Below are 22,415 nucleotides of genomic sequence, written 5' to 3' on the forward strand. Positions count from 1 at the left end.
TTCGGGGAGTAGGTCGCGGTGTAGGTCATGGGGGGATCCTTTGCTTTGAAACGGTTCGGCTGTGGCTGCTCTCACAGACACGCCTTGGCCCTGGCCCACGCCAGAGGAGGTAGCCAAGTGCAACGGTTGGTTGGGGTGGCCAGGGGCCATCCGAAGGACCGGAGGAAACGAAGCCCGCAGCTCGAAGCTCGAGGACTAGAGCTGCACGGAGGCCGCGACCGGTCTTGCGCACGCGAGCACCAGCGCCTCTTAGGAAGGCTTCGTGACAGGAACATCATAAGCTGGCCAAAACAACAGTTTGACGCAATATGCTGGCCAAGACCTCGGCGGGCGCCTTCCTTGTAACGCGGTCCTGCTCCTATGGTTCGCTAGTGGTACAACCGTCCAATCCAAACCGCATCGCTGGCCTAACCCCGCCCTAAGCAGGGTGTTTACGCCAGCGATGGAGCGGGCGAGCCATACCTAGTATTCTGATCAAGCGGCTATGCTTTATCCCACAAATAACCTCAGGATCAAATCCAGCAAACTCGTTCTTCCTCCAATTTTCCTTGAGGAGGAGATGCCTGTCACAGAGAACGCTTCGAGCACTGTCTTCGAAGCACGTCGTCAGATCATCGACATCCTCAACGCGTCAGACGACCGCCTGGTCGTCGTTGTCGGACCCTGCTCCATCCACGATCCGATTGCTGCCAGGGAATATGCGGGATTGCTGAGGGAGGCGGCTGCGGAGCTTTGCAGCGATCTTCTGATCGTGATGCGTGTGTATTTCGAGAAACCGCGTACCACGATTGGCTGGAAGGGATTGATCAACGATCCTTACTTCGACGAATCTTTCCGCATCAGTGACGGTTTGCGCATTGCACGCCGCCTGCTTCTCGATCTGGCGGAGATGGGCGTTCCCTGCGGTACCGAGTATCTCGACATGATCTCGCCGCAATACGTCTCCGACCTTGTAAGCTGGGGAGCCATCGGCGCGCGAACGACCGAGAGCCAGGTCCACCGCCAGCTTGCGTCAGGACTCTCCTGTCCGGTCGGCTTCAAGAACGGCACCTCCGGCAACGTACAGATTGCGATTGAAGCCATTCTCTCGGCAAGCTATCCGCATACCTTCCTGGGGACTTCGGAGACCGGGCAATCGGCCATCCTTCTCACATCAGGTAATCCAGACTGCCACGTCATCCTGCGCGGTGGCCGGCAGGTGACCAACTACGACGCAGCCTCGGTCGCTTCAACCGCCGAGCAGATGGAAAAGACGGGCGTCAAACCACGCATCATGATCGACTGCAGCCACTCAAACAGCGGAAAAGACCATCGCAAGCAGGGTGCAGTATGTCGCGCTGTATCAGCGCAGATCGCGGGTGGGGAACGTCGCATCACGGGTGCCATGATCGAAAGCAATCTCGTTGCAGGATGCCAGACTCTCGTAAACGGCAAGACCCTTACCTATGGACAAAGCATCACCGACGCCTGCATCGACTGGTCTGAGACACACACACTCCTCCGTGAACTCGCCACAGCCGTCCAAAAACGGCGCACTCATCGGGTGCCTACGTGCTATTAAGCGGCAGCTGCAAATTATGCGTTTCGAGCAGCTCGATTTTCATCTCATCGGCCGGCAGTATGCGAAGCAAATGCACGGGCGGTCTATCAGAGGTCGATAGCCATTCCGCATAGTCCCTCGGCTCAAGAATGACAGGCTGCCTGTCATGAACATCTGACATCCTCTCGTTGGGCTCTGAAGTGATAACTGAGACGGTGGGCAAGGAATCGCCCTCTTTGTTCTTCCACATGCTCCAGATACCTGCCAGTGCGAACGGATGACGGCCAGGAACCGTTATCTCATATTTCGGATTGTTCTTCTTATGCAGACGCTTCCACTCGAAGAAGCTGTCTGCCGGAACAATGCAGCGCCGGGCCTCAAAGGAATTCTTCCAAAGTCAGAGCGAGTATTGAAAGTGAGTCGTTTAGGAAAGTTGAAGCCCCAATACATCAGCTCGATGTCGCGCTCTCCTTCGTCGTTTGAGAAGACGACAGGCTGCATGGTTCCCGGCGTGATGTCGTCATTAGGCATGAAGTCGATATCATCGAGATTGGTCTTCACGTGAAAGGCCTCAGCGATCTTCTGCTTGTCAGAGCGTCTTCCGTAGCGGCCACACATTACTCGTTGGTCTCGTCGATCTTGGTTGTGGCGCTCCGGTCAAGGTCAGCTCGGCGCTTGGCGATGTATTCCTCGGAAAAATCCCGCTTCCGGAACATGTCCGCGACCTGGCTCCAGTCCTTGAAGTTGCCAATGATGTCGCCAAAATTATCCGTCACTTCGAAGCCATGTCCGGTCTTCGTAATGATTGCTGTTTCCAGTTCGTCCATATTAAGTTCCTCACATCAGTTGATGGACAGGCGCGTCAACTTCGTTGCACTTCGGACATTCCGACCGATGAGCGGTAAGTTCCTTGTGCGCGCGTATCAGGGCATTGCGCGTTGCAATCACATCAGTCTGGTCGAGCTTATCGACCGCTTCACCGGCGCGTAGCAGGAAACGGCGCGCGAGCCCCATACCTTCATCGCAGGCGGGAAGATCGTCGAGTTTCCAGAGCGAGAGGAATGCCTCTTTGTCGATAGCCCCGTCGTTCATCTTATCTTCTTCAACTTTCGGTATTGATCCTCGGTAAGGTTCAGCCACACACTTCCTCGGCCCATCTGAATCCCGTATTCGATCGCCTGTAAGTCTTCCAACTTCATCTCTGCGCCGCCGCGACGTGCGAGTTCGATTATCTTCTCTGGTGCTGCCAGCGTCAGTGGCTTGCCCGCAGACGTCTTTGGATCCTGCTCCAAGAACTGACAGTGCCAACTGTCCCTCAACATGAAATGCATATAGACCTTCCGCTTCGGGGAACACTTGGCACAGTAGGTTTCGCGGCCGGTATGCGGAGCGGGAAGGAAGACTTTGCAGTTGCAGCATATTTGCCCTGCAATGCGCATCCTCGCCGTCGATCCCCGCTCACCGCCCATAGGAGATACTATAGGAGAATAAAAAGCGAATATGGTTGTGGAAGAATCAATTCCTTCGGGTCAGGTCTCGAGTATGACTTTTTTCGGGTCTTCGTCGTCACGTAGCGCCACAAATTTGGTATGCCTCAGGTGGTCGGCGCCGGTCACTCAAGAAACTCGACCTCAGCCACCGCCTTGGCTTCAGCCACAATGTCGAATGCCGGACTATGCCGCATGGCCTCTGCCGGAGTCGGCATGATTAGTCTGAGTTTTCCTGCACAGGAACACCGATTGCCATTCCACTGGTGAGGGCAAATCAGCTATCAGCGGACCGAGCTCAGGTGTCCATCACGGCGTGAATATCGGTGAGATGGGCGTACGCGTCACTTGACTGCGCCGGGCCGGAATGTTGTGCCCAACTTCCGGTTGGCCTGTGACTCGGGAGCAACGCGGAAGTGTTGGGCTTGTACGAACCTCAATGAGCGCATGGCGATTACGTTCTAGCTAAGAACCCTGTGCCCCGCTCTCAGCTCTTCCACGGATCCAGTTTCCTGAATTGGAGATGAGGTGTGACCAGATTTAGACAGCTCGCGTTTGGTGATTCGATAGACCGCTGCTGGTGGAATGTTGACAAGCGCACGACCTAGACACGACGCGCGGAGACCGAGTCGATCAAGAAACGTTCTCGGCACTGGACAACGGGGAACATAAGTGAACTGATAGAACGCTCCACAGGGGCGCATGTAGCGAAATGCCCCGCTAAGAATGCGGACGATTTTCCTGGACGGCATATTGAGAAGAGGAAGCCCGCTGACAATAGCCCCAACTGGTGCATTATGAAATAAATCCTGCTTATGGAGACTTCCAGCGTCCATTCGAAGGACGCGTGCGTCGGGAAATCGTTCTTGCAGGAGCTTTGCGAAATCGGAACGGTACTCGACTAGCGTCAGATCTTCTTCTCTTACACCCTGAGCAAGGAGCGCTTGGGTAAATACACCTGTTCCTGGGCCAAATTCAACAATGGGCCCGGAGTCGTGTCCTATTTCGCTGGTTATCAATTTGGCCAAAGCAGCACCAGATGGTGCAATCGCGCCCACAAGGCCTGGACCGGAACTCAGCGCTCGCAAGAAGGTCAGTGTCTCTCTCAACTTCATCCGTGGGATCTGCAGCAGAAATCCTGGGATACCTCTACGTGACTAGAGATAACGTGTGAATCGTGGCGCCGCAACATCTCGCAATGTTGCAATATCAATGGTAACGCATGTCGACCGATCTCCTTAACTTGACCGAAATATCTAAAGGAACGGATACAACTGATTTCTATCAGAAGAACCTTAATTTTGCCTGAGCGGACCGATGGAAACCTCGCGTGGGCCGAATCATTCGTTTGAGGCCACCGTGGTCTGCTTCAATAATGTTGTTCAGATACGTTTCGGCATGGACATCCAAACCCAAAAATCGTAGCTTTTCCTTCATGACCGGCTCCCTTCCGCTTGTGGCTCTGAGCTGTGCGTCCTTCTGAACTCACAGCCTAACCCACGGTCAGCGCATCGGCGCCGGTCACTCCATACTGACTGTTATCGACAATTGAGGATTACTTCCGGTTTGCCCGTTATTTGGGGAATGACTGTAGCCGGCAATGCGCAAAGAAACTTATTCTTCGTCACCTGGAAATATCAGTCGATTGCCTACGCTAAATAGACTGTACTCCGGCCTTACCATCTTCGACGACGAAAGAGGCCCGCGTCGAGATTGAACCGCCATGGCGGTCGACGAAATCAAGGACGCGGAAGTCGGAGCGCCACATCTTATTGGTGAGCTCGCATGTGACGTAGCCGCGTTGCTCGTTGTAAAAGCGAACGTGAGGATTGAACGTACGCCACTTCTTCGCCTCATCCGATACATCGGTGCCATTTCCCCCGGAGGTGATGGAGGTCCCGGCAAACTCGGTGGCGAGGGTGGGCGAGCTTTCTTCGAGGCTCGACATCTTGAGGTCATTCGCAAAGTTGAGATGAATATCGCCGGAGATGACGATGGGATTGCGAAGCTTCCGGTCGATGATGTTTCGATAAAGACGCGTACGTGCCGCATGATAGCCGTCCCACTTGTCCATGCTCTCTAAGATGGGATGCCCTGTCGGATTCCAGTTGACCTCGGCCATCAGGATCTGCTGCGCAAGGACATTCCATTGCGCGGTGCTCCGCGAGAACGATTGAAACAACCATTGCTCCTGTCGAGAACCCATCATGGTCTGCGTAGGAGCGAGCGCACCTTCGCACACGGGCTTGATCCGATCGTCGCAGGGCTGGTCGGAGCGGTACTGGCGAGTGTCGAGCACATAAAAATTTGCGAGCTGTCCATAAGGAATTGTGCGATACAGCTGCATCGAGGGTCCGTTCGGAATCGCGGATCGACGCAGCGGCATGTGCTCGTAATAAGCCTTATAGGCGGCTGCGCGCTGCACCAGAAACTTCTCCCGCGGCGTGTTGTACTCATCCACATCCCCGGCATAGTTGTTGCTGACCTCATGATCGTCGGGAGTAACGATCCACGGAGCGACGTGGTGTGCCTTCTGGAGCTGCGGGTCCGTCTTGTAGAGGGCGTAGCGCAGGCGATATTGATCGAGCGTAACGCAGGTGTCTTTAGGGTGGGGACGATCCGGCAGGTGCAGTGCATCGGGCGCGTGAAAGCCCTTCTCGTAGATATAGTCGCCCAGATGGACGATCAGATCCGGTGATTCCTGAGCCATGCAATCGAAGCCGGTATAGTAGCCGTTCTCATACTTCTGGCAGGAGACGAAGGTGAAGCGAAGCTTCTCCGGCGTGGCGTGGAGTGGAGGTGCCGTGCGAGTGCGTGCGACCGGGCTGGTGGCATCGCCTGCGTGAAAGCGATACCAGTACCAGCGGTCAGGTGACAGGCCCTGCACTTCGACATGGACAGAGTGGGCAAACTCGGGCGTGGCCTGGACGGTGCCGTGTTGCACGATCTGCAGCATCTGTTCGTCGTGAGCGATCTCCCAGGTGACAGGCACAATCTCCGTTGTGAGGCCGTAAGCAAATTCCGCGGGGTAAGGCGCAAGCCGGGTCCAAAGAACGACGCTGCTCTCGTCAGGCTCTCCGGATGCGACGCCGAGTGAGAACGGATAAGCGCTCCAGGAGCTTGGAGCGCTGGCCCATGCACGGCCCAGCAGTATGGCCGAGGTAGCCATGCTGCCGGAGAGAAGAAAGCTTCTGCGGTTCATAATGGATTCTCCTAAAACTGCAACTTGCCCGAGAACTGCACGACACGAGCACCCGCGCTGCTGGTGATCTGTCCGAAGCTGGAAGAGGTGACGTCGGAGGTGATTCCGACATAGTTGGTATGGTTGAAGGCGTTGAGCATCTCTGCCTGAAATCGAAAGCCATACCGTTCATGGACGGTGAGACTGCGAGCAAGCGAGAGATCGACGTTGAACAGTCCCGGACCGTAGACGCCATTGCGGGACTCGTTACCAAAATCAGCGGGAAGCCCGGAGACGGAGTTGAGTGGCACCTTCGTAAACGCCGAAGCATTCAGATACCGGCGGGTGTTGCGGTAGTCCGTAAGCACCGGCTGAACACTGGTCGCATCGGGACGGCTGGAGGCAAGTCCTGAGGCTTGCAGGATGTTGATTGGATTGCCGCTCTGTGCCGTCACCACACCTGCGATCTGCCAGCCGTCACAGAGCCACGGTTTGCAGTTCTGTCCGAGAATCTCCGAGAAGAGAGGTTGGTAGACGAAGTTGCTGGTGAGGCGGTTGCGGATATCGGAGCTGGCCGGACCGTAGTCGGCGCCGAGGTTGAAGGGATTCTGCAGCGCGACGGGAGAGATGATGTCTGCCTCGTCCGTATGCGACAGGGCTTTGGCCCATGTGTAGTAGAGGTTCCAGGAGAGGTGATTCGCGAACCGGCGCGTAAGGCTGGCCTGCAGCGCGTGATAGTTCGACGATTCAGTGGCATCGTAGAAGTTGAATGTGCCGAGGTTGGAGGATGGACGGTTCCCGGTCAAGCGATCGGGTTGATTGATCTGACGTGTGGTTGTGAGATGAATGCCGTGGTTGCCAACGTAGGACAGATCGAGCGCCCAGTTGCGTGAGAGCTGCTGCTCGACCGAGAGCAGCCACTGCAGGCTGTAAGGATTCGGATAATTGGTGTCGATCACAGACGTCGAATCCGTAGTCACGGCCAATGGCAGCGTAGCTGCGTTGACGACGGGGAACTGCAGAAGGGAACCGTACTTCAACACGTCATTTCGTGAGAAGTTCGCACGAGTGGGCGCGGTCAGCGAATCGCGCACCTGTCCGATCGGTCCGCCAAACAGGACGTGCGGACTATAGAAGGCTCCAAAACCGGAACGGATGACGGTATTGCCACTTTTGTCCGCACGATAGGTAAAGCCGAAGCGAGGCGATGCGCTGGACCATTGGCTGTTCCAGCTTGTGCCAGCGGGCAAATAGGGGCCCAGGCCAAACGGTCCGCTGCGGTTGTAGAAGCGGTCGTCATCCGCGTAGGCAGGAGCGAAGTAGTCCCAACGGACACCAGCATTGATGGTGAGCCGGTCCGAGAGCTTCCAGTCATCCTGGAAAAAGCTGCCAACTTCGTAGGTGCGGAGATTGTAGAGGCTGACGCCGTAGGTTACCTGGATGGCATTGGGAATGTTTTGGAAGAAGTCGGACTGATTGGCGTATTGAAGCTCAGGGACCTGCACATCGGCGCGCTGTGCAAGACGGCGAAGATAGTTGCCGCCAAACTTGAAGATGTGATGATCGAAGGTCTTGGTGATCTTCTCTTCGATCGTCATCGTACGTCCACCCTGGAAGAGGTTTTCACCGCTGCCCGCGTCGATACCGCTGAACTTGCGGATCGAGTTGACGCCGAGCGTCCAGAGGCCGTTGACACGCTTCTCGTCGTTATAGTTGAAGCCGAAGCGGCTCTCGGAAAGAAAATCATTTCGTGTGTAGAGAACGCTGGCGGAGCCGCCTTCCGTGTAACCGAGACGGGTCTGCGGATTGAGCGGAGCGATGTTGGGAGTCAGCTGATCGGGACGTGCGCGAGTGTAGCGAAAGATCGTCTGCCAGGCCTTCGCGGGATAATAATCGACGCGCAGATCGCCATAGTTGTCCTGTCCGGTCTGCGACCCCGAACCCTGAAAGAGGGCGGCGGTGTCCGTGGGTTTATAGGGAGTGTTTGGGTCGGGAAAGATATCGAACCACGATTTGTAGACTGGCTGCGCCGCCAGAGCGGCGGCACGAAACTGGGGCGTCGGCACGGTGCCGCTCACGCTGGACTGCGAGCTGAGGTGGTACCCCTCATAGGCACCAAAGTAAAAGAGCTTGTGCGGAATTATGGGGCCGCCGAGTGAGGCTGCGTACTGGTTATAGATGATAGGTTGACGTGTGTTGACGAACTGATTGCGTGCGTTGAAGACCGTGATGTTGTTCAGCCAGAAGACGTCACCGTGCATTTGGTCGGTGCCGCTCTTGGTGATGACATTCACGTTGCCCGACATCGTTCCGCCAACATCCGCCGATGCGATGCCGCGGGTAATGCTCACCTCCTGGATAGCCTCTTTGCTGACGCCCTTGATGAGGTTGTAATTCTGATATTGAGAGAACGATGGCAGCGAAGGCTGACCTTCGGCATCGACACCATCCACCGTAAAGCGGAAGCCTCCGGAGGGAAGACCGTTCATGATGAGCGTGCCGCGCGAGTTGTTCATCGCGAGGCCGTTGCCTTGCGTAACGAGACTGGTCCAATCACGGCTGGCGGTGGGCAAAAGATCGATTTGGTGTGAACCGAGAGTGGTGATCTGCTCTGGATTATCCGTGTTGATCAAGTCGGAGGTGACGACATCGACCACCTGGTTGGTTGCGCCGACCTCCATCTTCACCTGCAGATCGCGAACTTCACCAGCCCTCAGGGTAATGTTCTCAAGCTGTGCCGCGGCAAAGCCGGTCTTGAGGATTTGCACGGTATAGTTGCCCGGAATAAGCGCGGGAATTACAAAACGTCCAGAGGTATTGGTCTTCGCGCCGCGCTGCACGCCGGTGGAGATGTTCGTCATCTGAACGGCCGCGCCGACAATCGCCGCGTTGGTGCGGTCGCCGACGAAACCGGTGACATCGGCAGTGTTAAGCTGTGCCCACGATGGCCGGCAAAAAAGCAACAATGTCAGGGTAAGGAGAAGCTGGTAAGAGCGGGAGATACGCATACGCACACCTTCTTGGGCTGCTGGCAGCCTTAGGTTTGGGAGTCATTTTTTGAACTTCGTTCTTTACTCAGCGAGGATTACGAACGAAAGAGCTTGCAAGATTGAGTTGCTGATGCAAGACATGTGTCTGCGTCAGAATTTGTTGCCAATGCGGCGTCGCGTCCTGCTCCGCGTTGAGCCCTGCGGCGCTGAAGTGCTGCAACGAAAGCTGAAGGGTGACGGCGAGACTGTGCAGGCGGCGGATCTCAGCAAGACCATCGCTTCCATTGAGATCCTGCGTATTTGGTTGCGTAACAGAGACGCCGGCAAGCATGCTGAGGTCAGCCATCTTCCCTTCGAGCGCGGCCAGGCTGCTTTCTATGCGCTTGCTCTGTGTCGAAAGCAACCGCAGCCAAAGCTGCCGATCGTTGACTCCGAGTGAGGCAAGCTCCGCACGCGAGCAGCAACCGGCGCTCTGCTCGAGAGCGTCCGTATCGCGCAAAAGACGAGCGGCCAAGCTGGTGAGCTCCATCGCCTGCGCAGCAGAACGTTCACGAATCTGTGGAGTGTCCAACCCCAGGCGCAACAGAGCCGGACGAAACAGGTTCTCTGCGTCTGACGCGCCGACGGCGACATCGGAGGTCTGCAACGTCGTGGGGCGAAGATGGCCCACGCGCAGATTTGAGCGATGGTGTCGAGGGGTCTGTAAATACAGCTCACAGGACGGACAGACTGTGAGCATGGAATCGGCAAGATGCTGCTTGCGTTGCTCCGTCATCACCACGCCGGAGATTCGAAGGCTCTGACCGTGCCGGTTGACCGCGATCTGTTCCTCAGGCTCAACGTCTGCCTGCTGAAGTTGCCACAGCGCTTTGATTTGTTGCGATACCAGCTCGCTTCGCGACTGCGTCGACGCGGGCCTGGGAAGACGCTGTTCTCCGCTCGATGGAGAGGCGTCGGTTGATGGCGGTGAGAAGATCTCAGGGCCAAAGTGACCCTGTGAAGTGACTTCATATTGCGTCTCGACAAGGTGGACATGATAGTCACCATCGATTCTGCGGATCACGAACCGTTGTTCCACAACGCGGTTACTCTTGCGGTCAAGCACAATGTCCGCCTCGACGATCCCGCGCACGGGATGCGATTCGCTGTGAGCCTCGATGCGATAGGTGTTCGCTTCCTTCTTCACCGTTTCGAGTGCAGCCTCACGGAAGATCTGCTCGGCAAACGAGGTCTCGAAACCCGCGCGCCACACTTCTTCAGGTTGGGGATCGTTGGATGCCTCAAAGGGCTTGAGAGTGAACGCCTGCTCGCGTCCATCGGCTCCGTACAACCGCATTGCCCGATGCGAAGAAAGGTTCGACTGCCAGACCTCGACTCGCCGCTGGCGAGGCTTCCCGTCTGGCCCTTCCACCTCGAAGGTGCCAACGCGATGGACGTCATGTCGGGAGATTGTGGCCTTTTCGGAGTGGTTCGCTTCGACAAGAATTCCAAGCGCCTGCTGGCGAAGGTAGCGATGATGGGCCTGAGTTGTGAAGGTGAAGAGGCAGAGCGCCAGAGCGGCGGTTCCTGCGATTGCCGAAGGCCAGTAGAAATCCATAAAGGCCCGACTAATGCGGTCCTTGATGCGTGCAGCTATGCCGATTGGACGCGGCTGGACGTGCATGTTTGCAAGAGCGTTTGGAAGAGTCGAGGGCTCTTCATCGTCCTGTTCGACGACAGGGTCAATATAAGTAACGCGCACCTGCAGCGAACCCGCGCGCGAAGAAGCCTCCATGTGCAGCGATCGTCCGTCGCTGAGGGGTGTGCTCGCCCGTACATCGTCCGGCAGATTGAGATCTTCGTCGAGTAATAGGCTAAGCATGCGGATTCCTTGCTCGCCGGCGATCTCAATAAAGACAGGCATCTCCTCGAATGAGAGTGATGCACTAAGTTCACTGCACAGAGAAGTGATGCGTTGCGAAGCCTCAGTCTTCCCGGCAATTGAAAGATGCAGATATGCCGGGCGATGCTCGAAGTTCTCCTGATAACGACGGTATAGCTCGTCGAGGCTCGCGCGGCGGGTGCGGCGAACCACAGAGAGCCCAGAACTGCTTCTCGTGCCTACGGCGCCCCGGTCGGAAAGAGTTGCGTACTGTCCCGAATCTTTGTCGAGGTGATGCAGGCAAGCCGTACGACAAGGCTCGCAGGAGACCAGGTGCGCGAGCACGGTGGTTTCGACTGGAACACCTGCGGAGTAAAGAAAGCGAATTTCGTCCGGCGTAAGGCATGAGCCATGACAGAAGGTGTGGATGAACCGTGAGAGCTGCTGAAAGAGATCACCCTCACGCTCATCAAGCTTCGCGTCTTCTGCGGGTCGGCGCGTGACAAGCGGCGACCCAGGATGTTGCATATGCGAGCACACTTCCCCACGCATGAGCTGAATGTTCTTGTCGAACGCAGCTCGATTGGTGCAGGCGAGAGCCATAATCTCGCTGGGACAGTACTCCAGAAAGAAGCGCAGGATGAAGTAGCTGGCAGCGCGAAGGCTGGCTTTGCGTTCGCAGGCATAATGGCAGATGCTCCACAGATCCTCTCGGACCGAGAGCAGGGAACCACGATCGATAGCAGAGATGCCGATGCGGAAGTTGTCGTAGTCGTAGATTGAGAGTTGATGGTGCTGAGCAACGGTGTTGCGAGCGACGCTGGAGAGGAACAGATTGCGAAGCGAGCGATAGAGGTAGGCTTTTGCCTCTTCGTCCGTGGTGAGGTCGGGTGACGTGCGCTGGAACTGAATAAAGAGCTCGTGGACGAGATCTTCGGCCTGCTCCTGCCGACCGCGCACCAAATACGCCGCCCACTTCAACAACCAGTCGTAGTGGCGTGCGAAGACACCTTCGGGCGACACCTCTCGGATTGGAATATGCATCCGCCTCATTTTTGTGTTCTACCTCTAACAAGAGGTTCGGAGGCATAATCTGAAGTCCATACGCGCCTAATTAACGGATACTTAATGTTGCGGAGCTACCTGCTCATCCTAGTTATGGGTACTAATCGGGTCGGTACAGGACTTTGCTAGGAAATTTGACTGGATGAGTGCCTTGCCCTGGTGTCGCCAAATGAATTGACGCCAAATCAGTGATGGAACTTTGTCGTGGGATCAGTGCACCGGCTACTTGCTCAGTGACACCGTTATGTACGGTCCGAACATGCCGATTGTTGTGTCGCTTTCTTCTAAGTTAGTGGTTATGGCTACCTCAAAAGTATGTCCGCCCGGAGGAACACGTACTACGACGTGACCATTACCGCTCTGAATCTCTTTCAATCGTTTTGTGGCGATGATGTTCTCCCGTTTAAGGGCGGTCGAGTAGATATCACGTGGACCGGCATAAAGGTCTTGGCTCAACATGTTGTCCAGCGAAGGAATTGTCGGGTGAGCTGAGTCCCACGCACTCACGATGAATGCTCTGGGGTGCAGAGATCTGACCCACTTCGGTCCACATGCATTCACATAGCCATGATGGTTTGCGATGGCTACATCCACAGGGCCTGCCGCCCTCGCTACCGCCGCCTCAATATCTCCCCACGGTAGCCGTGCAAAGGAGGTATCGTGATCCATGTCGCCGGCTGAGAAATATCGGAATCCTCCGAAAGTAAGCCTCAATGCAACCGAGCACTTATTTTCGGTCGGATAGTCGCTTACTGCCAGAGTCTTCAGTGGAGGGAACGTCTCGATCGCGTCGTCTTCTCTTCCAGTCCAGACCTTTCCGTTAGCGGCCAAGTTCTGCACTGTAAATGTCGGGTAGGCCTCCGGACTCGAGTGGCGAAGTTTTATCTGTCTCGAGGAGCCGGGCACAAAACGTTCTACTGTTCCGCCGTTATGGACGAAAGAGGAGATGAACTTCCGAAAGTTGAGTTGATGAGGATCGTTCAGCTCGACGGGATAGTTGTAATCGGGATAAGCCCGGTCGAGAATGGTCTTGATGGGGACCTGTTCATGAACATCCATGACTCCAGTCAGTTCATAGGGTCCTAGACGGGACGTGACCTTCTTGGGCGACAGCAGATCAATCCCACCCATGTGATCGGGGTGGAGGTGGGTCAAAACGAAGTAGTCGATCTCGGGCTGTCGGCCAGCTGGCATGTGACGGGAGATGTAGCGAGCAATCCATTCTCCTGGCCTGCGGGAGGCGTTTGGAAGAGGTGAGATTCGATACTTTTCATCGCTATTCCAATCGGGCGCGGTCTGCAGTGCACCAGCGTCGATCAAGATCGTCGTCCCATCGGGGCAGACAGCAAACGCGACGTTACCCCGGCCGGTCGAGATGTGATGAATGTCCAAAGCGCCAGGCGTCCAAGGATGGAGCTTTGCACCTGCGACTGTAGAGACCTGCGATGGGGTCGCTACATTCTCGGCGGTACTGCCGGAGGGTAGCAGGGAAACAATACCGGATACAGCGAAGGTCTGCAGGGCTGCGCGGCGCGTGATCGTTGGTAGTTTGTCTGGCACAGTGGTCATCTTTCCAGTGATATCTGTTTGTCAAAGCGTACAGAGTTTGCTAAGAGCACTATTTGAGATCGGCAACAAGAGTCTCAGTGCGGTGGCTCGTCAGATCGCGAACTATTACGATGACCGCTCTCGGTCCGAGTTCTTGAACGTGATGGATGAGATATCGGTCATGGGCCAGGACGACCTCTTCTGGAGATACCTCCTGACCGTCGATCTGCATGGATACGAGTTCGCTTTGCTGTTCTTGCAGAACCGCTTTGTTGGGGCTATCACCCAACCCGAAGCGCAATCGCACGCGGATGCTTAGCCCCTCCTTCGGAGCGCCAACCTCGAATGGCATGTCCGGCCGAAGAGCCGTCAGGATGGCTAACGGCCGATTGGAGCGGCTCTCGCCCCACCATGACCAGTTCTGCTGCTTATCGGCTATGACCTGACGGACCTCAGGCAATGCACCACTCCATTCGATCTGGTGGTTTGTGGATGCATCTCGCCGAACAGATAGGACCCATTTGTTGTCGATTGCCTTGACGAAGCTGTCCCAGGAGGGGTCTTCCGCAAGATAAAGCGTTCGGAAGCCTTCCAGTTGATCTGCCCACCACCAGCTTTCGCCACCGTGGGAATCTTGAAGCCCGATCATGCCGATCCGCCCCTCCCACTCCATCAGAAAGGGTTCGAAATCGAGAAAATCATCGAGCCCGAAATGAAAGCTGCTGATTGCGCCATAGTCGCCTGTACGGCAGGCCTCGTCCAGCAGAACGCGTGTCAATTCCTCATTCTCATTGAATTGCCAGACCATACGTCCCTTGCCTTCACGGATGGCCTTGATGCGGGTATTGCGAAACTCCGTCCAGGGCAATGCAACATCCTTCTGAGGAGGATATGGCCCGAGCTGCGCCTCCCCTGGAGCGACCAGGTCGTCCAGATGGCTATATGTTCCGAAGCCGCGGATGCTTGTGTAGGTCCCGTATTCCTCATCGCCGCGGGCGAATTGAACACTGACGCGATGTAAGCTGGCGATCCTCTGTGCTTCGGCGATCCATTCGCGCGAAGCGTTCTTTGCGTTCCAAAGTTGGATATTCAACTTTTTGGCCAGCACGACGGCTTCGCTGGGACTTCCGTTGCCCGGGGCCTCAATCTGTGCGCTATAGACCTTGAGGGTGGAAGGTAACGATTGGCTCTTGCGAGCAGGCTGTCGACGACTCGTAAGGGATGGTGAAGTGCCAAGCATCCGTAACGCGTCAAGCGCGTAGTAGGTTGCCGTGAGATTTGGGTTGGCTTCCGGCGAGCTTCGGAAGCCGCCTTCGGTAGTGAACTGTTCGTTGATCCAGCGAACACAGCCGTCCGAGTCCATCGGCTTTGCGCCGGCCTGAGAGAGCAAAGAAACTGCGGCCCACGTGTAGATTATGTTCTCGCACCGTCCGAGCTGAGCAGACGGACTCCAGGTAAACCCGCCGGTGGCGAGCTGACAATTCTTTATCCAATCGATTCCGTTGACTGGCATCTCTACCTGTTGTTGAAGGTCCTGCAGTGCCCCCAAACCCCAAAGCGTATTGACGATGTGACCATCGGAGCGGTCAGCCGCAACAGAATTGTTGAATGTGCCGTTTGGCCTTCTGCGCAGTTTGAAGTAGCGCTCCCACACTGTTGAAGAGTGGTCCTTGTCGGCGCCGATTATCTTTCTCAGGCGGATCGCCATAGCCTGATGCTGAAGTGTTGGATACGCGTTCTGTTCAAAATAGGTGTTATAGACAAATGGCTCCTGCAACATCGCACGCTTGTCTGAATCGATGGCCTTGCCAAGCCAGCTCAATATCTGAGCCTGTTCATAGTCGATCCTCCATAGCGGCTGTTGTGACAGCCCTTCAGGTACCGGGTAGTGCGAACGTACAAACTCAGCCAGAACTTCAGTCTCGGGAATCGGCGACTGCAGCAGGCGGTAGCATCCAACAGCAGCAAAGCTCGGCGTGACATGCGCTTTGGTTCTCGAAAGCCATCCGTAGCCGCCGCTGGACTTCCGATGACGGGCTATAAAGGCAACGATCATATCGCGGTTGGGCAGCGCCGAACCTGTGGTTCCAAACGACGGCAGGCATGCCGCAAGTGGTAGCGAAGAGATTGCACGAGTGAATGCTCGTCTCGATATCGTTCTGTTATTGATCAACGGATTGGTTCCTAGTCATAAATTTCGAACGTCTGGTCCGCAAATGGTGCGGAGCCAGCCAATGCAGTTCCAGAAGCCATCACGAGAAAAGTGGTGCCGACGATGTTGCATAGCCGGCACCCGCGATTGCTTCCAGCAAACAGAAGAGGTTAGAAATTCAGCTTGCCCGTGAATCGAATGACCCTCGAATCCGCGGCATTTCCGAACGTCGAAGTGATCTGACCGAAGTTGCTGTTCGAGGCATTATTGGCTGGTACGGCGAAGTTGGGAGTATTCGTAGCGTTGAAAGCCTCGGCACGTAGCTCAAAGTGGAACCGATCCGTAATTGGAAACAGCCTCGATATACCTAGATCCAAATCAGCAGCACCGGGTCCTCGCAACGAGTTTCGGCTTGCGGTACCAAAGCTCGCGGTGGTGACCGGAGCGAATGCTGAGGTATCAAACCAAGTCGCGAATCTGCCTATTCCTTTCGGATAGGCGAAAGACGACTTAACCTGATTCGCTACCTGCGTGTTGAAAGGAGCATTGAGAGAGGTGGCTGAGGCGATCGGTGTGAACGGAAGGCCCGTGTATTTCGACACAACCCCGTTGATCTTCCATCCTCCGGCAATCGCACTCACCACACCCGGAGAATTTAGGAAGACATGATCCTTACCGAAGGGTAACTCCGCTGTGAACCCGGCCTCGAAGACGTGAGTTCGGTTGAAATCGCTGACGGCGCGGTTGCGAGAGAGATATGGAATTGCATTGAACAAAGGCACACTGTCGTCGTCCGTGGCTAGGTCGATCGACTTGCTGTATGTGTACGACGCGGTTAGCAAGACGCCGTGTTTGAACGGGTGCTTGAGGTTGAGTTGCAGCCCGTTGTAGTTCGCAGTACCGAACGGAAGGATCGTTTGAGTTTCAGCTTTCCTCCCAAAGGCCGTGTATAGGGGCTGACCTGCCGCACCCAAGCCTGGAGTTTGTCCGGCATTTGCTTCGAAGTAAACTGTCTGCCGGGTCGTCTGCGTGAGCACATAGCTTGCCGTCAAATCAAATCCTGCAGGCAAAGTGCGCTCAATAGTGGCATTAGCGGATTCCACGTACCCGCGTCGAAATGTTCCCGCAGGCAAGGTTTTGGTGTAGGCCGTGAGAGGCAGCACTGCCGTTCCGTTCGAATTGATGACCGGAGCCACGGCTGAATAACCCGGAATGCCCGTCGTAAAGTTGCCAGCGGCTACGTAGGAATTATTTGCATTGACCGTTTGGGCGATGGTGACTGGATATGGGTCTCGCATGGCACGCGTGAAGGGATATGGGTCATTGCTAATGCCGAATCCTGCGCGCAGAACTGTCTTGTCGTTCAACCGATAGGAGATTCCTACACGCGGAGCAAAACCAAGTTTGCCGGAATCTGTACCTGCCCCATTTGGCTGTCCGTCGATACCGCCGAGTATGACAGTATTGCTTGAGTAGTCGTAACGCTGCATACCCGCGCCATCCCGGCTAAAGATGGGGAAGAACTCCCATCGAAGCCCATAATTTAGGGTCAGCTTCGGCGAGACCTGCCATTGGTCCTGAGCGTAGGTTCCGTACTGCCACTCATTACCAGTCATTGGATTTTCGTATTGATAGCTCTTGCCCAATGAGTCAGGTAGACCTAGGAGGAATTGGGCAAATGAGTTGGTCGAATTCGAAGACGCTCCTCCGTTCAGAGCTGTTACACCACCCGTGAAGGTGAAACCGCCACGAGGTCCGAAGCCTCTCTGCGGTTGATACTCATTCATGCGGTTATTCAGCATTTGAACGCCGAACCGAAGAGTGTGCGAACCGATTGCCCAGCTGAGGTTTGCAACGTAAGTAAAGATAAAGTCGTTTTTCAGTTCGGGAGTGTAAGCGTCCGGATTACCGAACGTCTCAAATCCTGTCACAGCGAACGAAGGGAGACCGGCTTGGTTGGGATCAGTACCATATGTGCCGTTACCGTCGCTGTTGGTGCCTGGAATTCCTAACGTTGGTCCAAGATTGCGCGCAAAGTCCGACTCGTACCACTTCAGATTATTGCGGCCAATGCCGAAGTTCGCATCAAAGAGCAGTCTCGGAGTCAGCGTCCGCGTATACCCCACACCCCCAATGGTTACGCGAGTCTGACTGAAACCCGAGCCTGCATTGGCGCCACCTGGGCTGAGGCCTGTGCCTCCGCCGATACCCAATGTACTTGGCGACAATACATCCGCAGACATGTAGCTGAGTTTGGCGAACATTGAGGACTTGGGATTGATCTGCCAGTTGACCTTTTCGTCGTAAGACATGCGATCAAGGCTGTAGGTCCCAGCCACGGAGTAGTTGCTTGCAGTACCGGGAAGATTCGGCAATGGGATCAGGGCCAGCAGCTTGGTCGCGGCTGGAGAGATTCCAGTCTCGATCGCGTTGCGTCCGTCCGCATTCTGACTCGCAAAGGTTCGACGCCCCGTTCCATCTGCGTTGCCGGTAGTGGGATCGTAGATCGTGGAGAGGCCTGTAAAATCTCCAGTCCTCATCGCTGCGGTGGGCAGCGAGATGATCGTCGGGTAAAGTTGCCGCTGGGACAGGCCCTCGAAGCCGGAGAAGAAAAATAGCTTGACATGAAGAATCGGCCCACCGATGTTCGCGCCAAACTGATTGAGGATGTTCTTCGGGGCGGAGTTTCCGGCCTGCGAGAAGTATGTCTTGTTGTAGAAGTAGTTTCTCGCAGCCAAGGCGGAGTTAGTATTTTCCTCCCAGAGAGTACCGTGAAACGCATTTGTCCCGGACTTGGTTAGAACCGAGACGACGGCGCCTCCTGCGAGGCCCTGTTCAGCAGTAAAGGCGTTTGTCACAACATCGACGGATTGAATGTCTTCCGTTGGTGGGTTATAGAGCGTGTGATGCGGCAAATACACCTGCTGAATTGCCGCTCCGTCCACTGAAGTGACGTTGCCGTTGCGGGAGGAGCCATTGATATTCGTAGTCAGGGATCGAGACGGTGTGTCCATCACGGAGTTTTGGAATCGTGAAGGTGTTGCGCCAGGCAGGAGGCTCAGAAGGCTCTGATAGTTGTTGAATCCTCCGATCGGGATGTTGCTAAGTTCTTTGCTAGTGAGCTCACCATGAATCGTTCCGCTGTCGGTTTGTAGCTCGGTGTTCGCTGCATTGACCTCAACTGTCTGCGAGGATCCTGCGACGCTAAGTTTCTCATCGACGCGCACAATGAGGTTTGCTCGAACATTGAGGTCGGCCTGCTCGGCCAGCGAGAATCCACTGGCCGTTACTTGAACTTTGTAAACACCAGGTAAAAGGCCGCTAAGATCATACCCACCTTCATTGTTTGTCGTTTGCCGGTGCTCTGTCCCGGTTTGGATCTCGGTTGCAATGACGGTTGCACCAGGGACTGATCTTCCGTTTGGGTCGGTCACTGTTCCGACAATCGTGCCGTACAGAACCTGGGCACGCGCGAGGCAACTGAATTCTATCGGCGCGAGTATGAGTACCGCGACTCCGATCATTCGAAAAATGGATTTCTTTTGCATCATCTCCTCAAGTATTGCGTCTGTTTGGCAAAATTTCGTGAAGCTCGGAATCCCTTACTCGCACGCAGGCAGGCTCTTTGCGAAGAATCACCATGCCGGTTCGGAGAAGGGTACAGAGCGAATCTCTGCCGACCGTCGATGCGCGAACAAGTGGGTATGGGGGTGGGAATCCGCTACTCGACAGCTCATCAAAGGAGTGGGAAAGTTGTTCCCACTCTGCCGTATGTGACTAATACGCAGTGGCTTGCCGCCACCGCAACTGAGTGAGCGGCGCTTTGTTAATTTACTGTTACCCCGTTCGTTGCAAGGCTTCGGCCGAGCCGTCACGCCGCCCGATTCATCATCCCGGTAGTTTTCCGAATGTAAGATTTCAGGTGGACTGCATCGTCCATCGATCCATGGATATTTTCCACGACAAAGTACGCAAGCAACTCGAGCGTCTTGCCGTCAGCGCCGAATTTGGGCGAACTGATCGCATGGTACGTTTTTTGCGTTTTGTTGTGGAACGGTCCTTGCACGATGATACAGACGCGCTGAGGGAGAGGCAGATAGGCATCGAGGTGTTCGACCGTCCCTCTGATTGGGACCCGAAACTCGACAACGTAGTTCGGAGCGAAGCGAGGCGACTCAGAGCAAAGCTCGATGCATACGCCGCCAGTGAAGATCCGGACGAGACAATTCGGATTACGATTCCCAAAGGAGGATACGTTGCAGAGTTCGTCGAGCTCCCCTCCAGCCTCCCCACCCATAAGGTCTTCCCTCAGTCCCCCCATCCGGTCACTTCTGCTGAAGGATTTTGGCGTCACGTTCGATGGCCAGCAACGATTGCAGTAGGAATTCTTGTACTTCTGACCGCGGCAGGTGTTTCGTCTCTCATCTCTCTACGCAGGTACGTCCAGGCGAAGGCCGACAGCTTCGATGTCGTGCCTTTCTCGAACGAACTCGGACAGCAGTTCAGCCCCTCGATTGCCCCTGATGGAACCCGGGTGGCTTATGTTTGGGATGGGAACGCGGACAACTACGACATCTATGTAAAGGACCTGAGGACGAGCGGTGTTGTCCGTTTGACGGACAACAGACAGCCTGACATTCATCCCGCCTGGTCGCCCAATGGGACGGAGATCGCATTTCTTAGGCCATCCCAGTCCGGCACCGAAGTGTTTGTGAAGCCCACGAGTGGTGGCTCTGAACGAGCGGTCGGCGCCATCCGGGGCACAAGTGGTCTCTGGGCCTCCGAGAACCCTTTTTCCGGTTGCCAAAGCCCTACCTGGACACCGGACGGACGACAATTGCTACTCACTGACGGTCTTGGCAAGGACTACGGAGCCGGTCTCGTTCTCATGTCTGCCGATTCGGGTGCAGAAAAACCGCTCACCTCGCCTCGTCCGCAGGATGAGGATTGTTATCCACGGTTCTCCCCAGACGGTAAACAAATCGCATTCGTACGCTATATCAGCCACGGCTCCGGAGAGATCTTCACCATGGCTTCCGACGGCACAGACCTCAAGCAGCTGACGACGGATCACAGGAACGTTCGGGGGGTCGATTGGGCTTCGGATGGCCGTCATCTCGTCTTCGCGTCTAATCGGCGAGGGTCATACGAACTCCGCGAGATAGACATGAACGGAGGCGGATCGCAACCGCTCCCGTCGGATACAGCTTCGGCATCGGATCCTGCGATTTCACGCACCAGTGATTGGATGGCGTTCGTCGAGAGCGACGAAAACTGGAATATATGGCGAGTGCCCATCCAGAACGGTCACATTGGAACTCCTGGCCGCTTTCTGTCTTCCCAGGGCCACAACCACTCTCCGAGTTTCTCGCCCGACGGTCAGACGGTTGGCTTTGTATCGGATCGGTCCGGAACTCCCGAGGTCTGGTTTGCCAACGCCGACGGGACAAGTATCAGGCAGATGACCCACTTTGGGGGGCCGTGGCTTGGAACAATTCGCTGGTCTCCTGATAGTAAGACGATCGTCTTCGACGCAAGGCCAAACGGTAACTCCGAGATTTATACGATGCCGGCCTCGGGCGGGAAACCAACCCTTTTCGAGCACGAGCAATTTGAGGTACGCAGGCCCGGGTGGTCACGCGATGGAAAATCGGTGTACTTCGACACCATCCAGGGCGGTATGCCGCAAATCTGGAGACGGACCTTATCTACCGGCGCAGCTCGGCCAATCGCTCCGCAGGATACGTTGTATCCGTCCGAATCCATGGACGGTCAGATGTTGTTTTTCTTCAGTGGAAATGGACGAGGAGAGCACAACATCTGGTCCGAGAGAACCGATGGGAGTGAACTGAAGCAACTCGTAGGAGTTCATCCTGACCCGGACTTGGATTGGGCAGTGAGCAAAGATGGGATCTACTTCGCAGTAGGCGACGCAGCGTCGGCGAGGCTTGATTTTTACTCTTTCCGGGACGGCCGAATTATGGCGGCTGGAAAGCTCACGCAGGCCCTGTCATTAGGTACACCAAGCTTGGTCGTATCCCCTGACGGCAAGTGGCTCTTATATGCCTGTATCGACAGTACAAAAAGTACCATCAAGATTCGTCATGAATCTGCTTTGTCGAGGAACCGGTAAAAGCGAGTTTGTGTCTTTGATGTTTGTGTCGATTAGTCCTGAGATACGATAGGACCCTATCAGGGCTGCCCCGTGCAGGCAGCAGATCTTCCCGAATCAGCTTCAGGGCAGTTTTGATAGGGCCGTTTGAAGGAAGCCGCTGGCGTTTGCGGCGGATGCGGTCAGGCTATGGGAATTGAATCGACTTTCGCCTGTAATAGATTGAATGCTATTGGCTTAGCAGAAAAAGGGCGAAAGTGGATTCAGGACGTCGTGCTGCCCATAATTTTCGGAGTATCGCACGCGCAGCGTCCGCCGCGCCAGCGGCTTAGTTCATACGCGCTTCTCAGAAGTATGAGCAGTATCCCGTCCGTTGGGTCAATAAGTGGCATCGGCCTGTTGGCGACAACTGAACAGTGAGGGGAGCCGATTGGTATAGACCGGTCGACTTGGGGCAGCTGATTTTGAGCGCTAGTAAT

The 22,415-nt window shown here is 55.5% G+C and carries 14 protein-coding genes; 2 read left to right on the forward strand and 12 right to left on the reverse strand.

Annotated features, from left to right (window positions below; translation table 11 throughout):
• Positions 1-484: 484 nt before the first annotated feature.
• Positions 485-1,561, forward strand: coding sequence for a 3-deoxy-7-phosphoheptulonate synthase (locus BDD14_RS27110; protein ID WP_130424035.1), 1,077 nt, complete (start codon positions 485-487; stop codon positions 1,559-1,561).
• On the opposite strand, the gene BDD14_RS33395 is transcribed toward BDD14_RS27110, so the two are convergent.
• From BDD14_RS33395 to BDD14_RS27165, 12 genes are all read right to left on the reverse strand, one after another.
• A complete protein-coding gene (locus tag BDD14_RS33395; RefSeq protein WP_242618342.1) occupies positions 1,548-1,904 on the reverse strand; it encodes an SOS response-associated peptidase in 357 nt (118 codons plus the stop codon). The two genes, BDD14_RS27110 and BDD14_RS33395, sit on opposite strands and share 14 nt — an antisense overlap.
• Positions 1,835-2,158 (reverse strand): SOS response-associated peptidase, encoded by a 324-nt coding sequence (locus tag BDD14_RS33400; protein ID WP_242618321.1) that lies wholly within the window; start codon positions 2,156-2,158, stop codon positions 1,835-1,837. The genes BDD14_RS33395 and BDD14_RS33400 overlap by 70 nt, the downstream gene beginning before the upstream one ends.
• The gene (locus BDD14_RS27120; protein ID WP_130424037.1) at positions 2,158-2,367 is read right to left on the reverse strand and encodes a hypothetical protein; all 210 of its coding nucleotides are present in this window, start codon (positions 2,365-2,367) and stop codon (positions 2,158-2,160) included. Before BDD14_RS27120 ends, BDD14_RS33400 begins: the two co-directional genes overlap by 1 nt.
• A 10-nt stretch (positions 2,368-2,377) precedes the next feature.
• Positions 2,378-2,632: a hypothetical protein gene (locus tag BDD14_RS27125; RefSeq protein WP_130424039.1), complete on the reverse strand. Its 255-nt coding sequence runs from the start codon at positions 2,630-2,632 to the stop codon at positions 2,378-2,380.
• Positions 2,629-2,871: a hypothetical protein gene (locus BDD14_RS33405; RefSeq protein WP_242618322.1), complete on the reverse strand. Its 243-nt coding sequence runs from the start codon at positions 2,869-2,871 to the stop codon at positions 2,629-2,631. Before BDD14_RS33405 ends, BDD14_RS27125 begins: the two co-directional genes overlap by 4 nt.
• A 617-nt stretch (positions 2,872-3,488) precedes the next feature.
• Complete coding sequence (locus BDD14_RS34805; RefSeq protein WP_130424043.1) at positions 3,489-4,142, reverse strand: class I SAM-dependent methyltransferase; 654 nt, start codon at positions 4,140-4,142, stop codon at positions 3,489-3,491.
• Between the two features lie 539 nt (positions 4,143-4,681).
• On the reverse strand, positions 4,682-6,229 hold the full coding sequence (locus BDD14_RS27140) for an alkaline phosphatase D family protein (RefSeq protein ID WP_130424044.1): 1,548 nt from the start codon (positions 6,227-6,229) through the stop codon (positions 4,682-4,684).
• Positions 6,230-6,240: 11 nt separating this feature from the next.
• Positions 6,241-9,216, reverse strand: a complete 2,976-nt coding sequence (locus BDD14_RS27145) for a TonB-dependent receptor (RefSeq protein WP_130424045.1) — start codon at positions 9,214-9,216, stop codon at positions 6,241-6,243.
• Between the two features lie 67 nt (positions 9,217-9,283).
• A complete protein-coding gene (locus tag BDD14_RS27150; protein WP_165420331.1) occupies positions 9,284-12,103 on the reverse strand; it encodes an RNA polymerase sigma factor in 2,820 nt (939 codons plus the stop codon).
• Positions 12,104-12,346: 243 nt separating this feature from the next.
• Entirely contained in the window at positions 12,347-13,693 is a 1,347-nt protein-coding gene (locus BDD14_RS27155; protein WP_130424049.1) for a ComEC/Rec2 family competence protein, read from the reverse strand.
• A gap of 49 nt (positions 13,694-13,742) precedes the next feature.
• On the reverse strand, positions 13,743-15,845 hold the full coding sequence (locus BDD14_RS27160; RefSeq protein ID WP_130424051.1) for a prenyltransferase/squalene oxidase repeat-containing protein: 2,103 nt from the start codon (positions 15,843-15,845) through the stop codon (positions 13,743-13,745).
• A 149-nt stretch (positions 15,846-15,994) separates the two neighbouring features.
• On the reverse strand, positions 15,995-19,375 hold the full coding sequence (locus tag BDD14_RS27165) for a TonB-dependent receptor (protein WP_130424053.1): 3,381 nt from the start codon (positions 19,373-19,375) through the stop codon (positions 15,995-15,997).
• Positions 19,376-19,884: 509 nt separating this feature from the next.
• Here BDD14_RS27165 and BDD14_RS27170 point away from each other — a divergent pair.
• The gene (locus tag BDD14_RS27170) at positions 19,885-21,957 is read left to right on the forward strand and encodes a PD40 domain-containing protein (protein WP_165420332.1); all 2,073 of its coding nucleotides are present in this window, start codon (positions 19,885-19,887) and stop codon (positions 21,955-21,957) included.
• The last annotated feature ends 458 nt before the right edge of the window (positions 21,958-22,415 follow it).

The organism is Edaphobacter modestus, assembly GCF_004217555.1.
Taxonomy (GTDB): domain Bacteria; phylum Acidobacteriota; class Terriglobia; order Terriglobales; family Acidobacteriaceae; genus Edaphobacter; species Edaphobacter modestus.

Coding starts and splice junctions, on each gene's coding strand:
- BDD14_RS27110 (WP_130424035.1), top strand. CDS start 485: ATGCTTTATCCCACAAATAACCTCAGGATCAAATCCAGCAAACTCGTT.
- BDD14_RS33400 (WP_242618321.1), bottom strand. CDS start 2,158: ATGTGTGGCCGCTACGGAAGACGCTCTGACAAGCAGAAGATCGCTGAG.
- BDD14_RS27120 (WP_130424037.1), bottom strand. CDS start 2,367: ATGGACGAACTGGAAACAGCAATCATTACGAAGACCGGACATGGCTTC.
- BDD14_RS27125 (WP_130424039.1), bottom strand. CDS start 2,632: ATGAACGACGGGGCTATCGACAAAGAGGCATTCCTCTCGCTCTGGAAA.
- BDD14_RS33405 (WP_242618322.1), bottom strand. CDS start 2,871: ATGCATTTCATGTTGAGGGACAGTTGGCACTGTCAGTTCTTGGAGCAG.
- BDD14_RS34805 (WP_130424043.1), bottom strand. CDS start 4,142: ATGAAGTTGAGAGAGACACTGACCTTCTTGCGAGCGCTGAGTTCCGGT.
- BDD14_RS27140 (WP_130424044.1), bottom strand. CDS start 6,229: ATGAACCGCAGAAGCTTTCTTCTCTCCGGCAGCATGGCTACCTCGGCC.
- BDD14_RS27145 (WP_130424045.1), bottom strand. CDS start 9,216: ATGCGTATCTCCCGCTCTTACCAGCTTCTCCTTACCCTGACATTGTTG.
- BDD14_RS27150 (WP_165420331.1), bottom strand. CDS start 12,103: ATGCATATTCCAATCCGAGAGGTGTCGCCCGAAGGTGTCTTCGCACGC.
- BDD14_RS27155 (WP_130424049.1), bottom strand. CDS start 13,693: ATGACCACTGTGCCAGACAAACTACCAACGATCACGCGCCGCGCAGCC.
- BDD14_RS27165 (WP_130424053.1), bottom strand. CDS start 19,375: ATGATGCAAAAGAAATCCATTTTTCGAATGATCGGAGTCGCGGTACTC.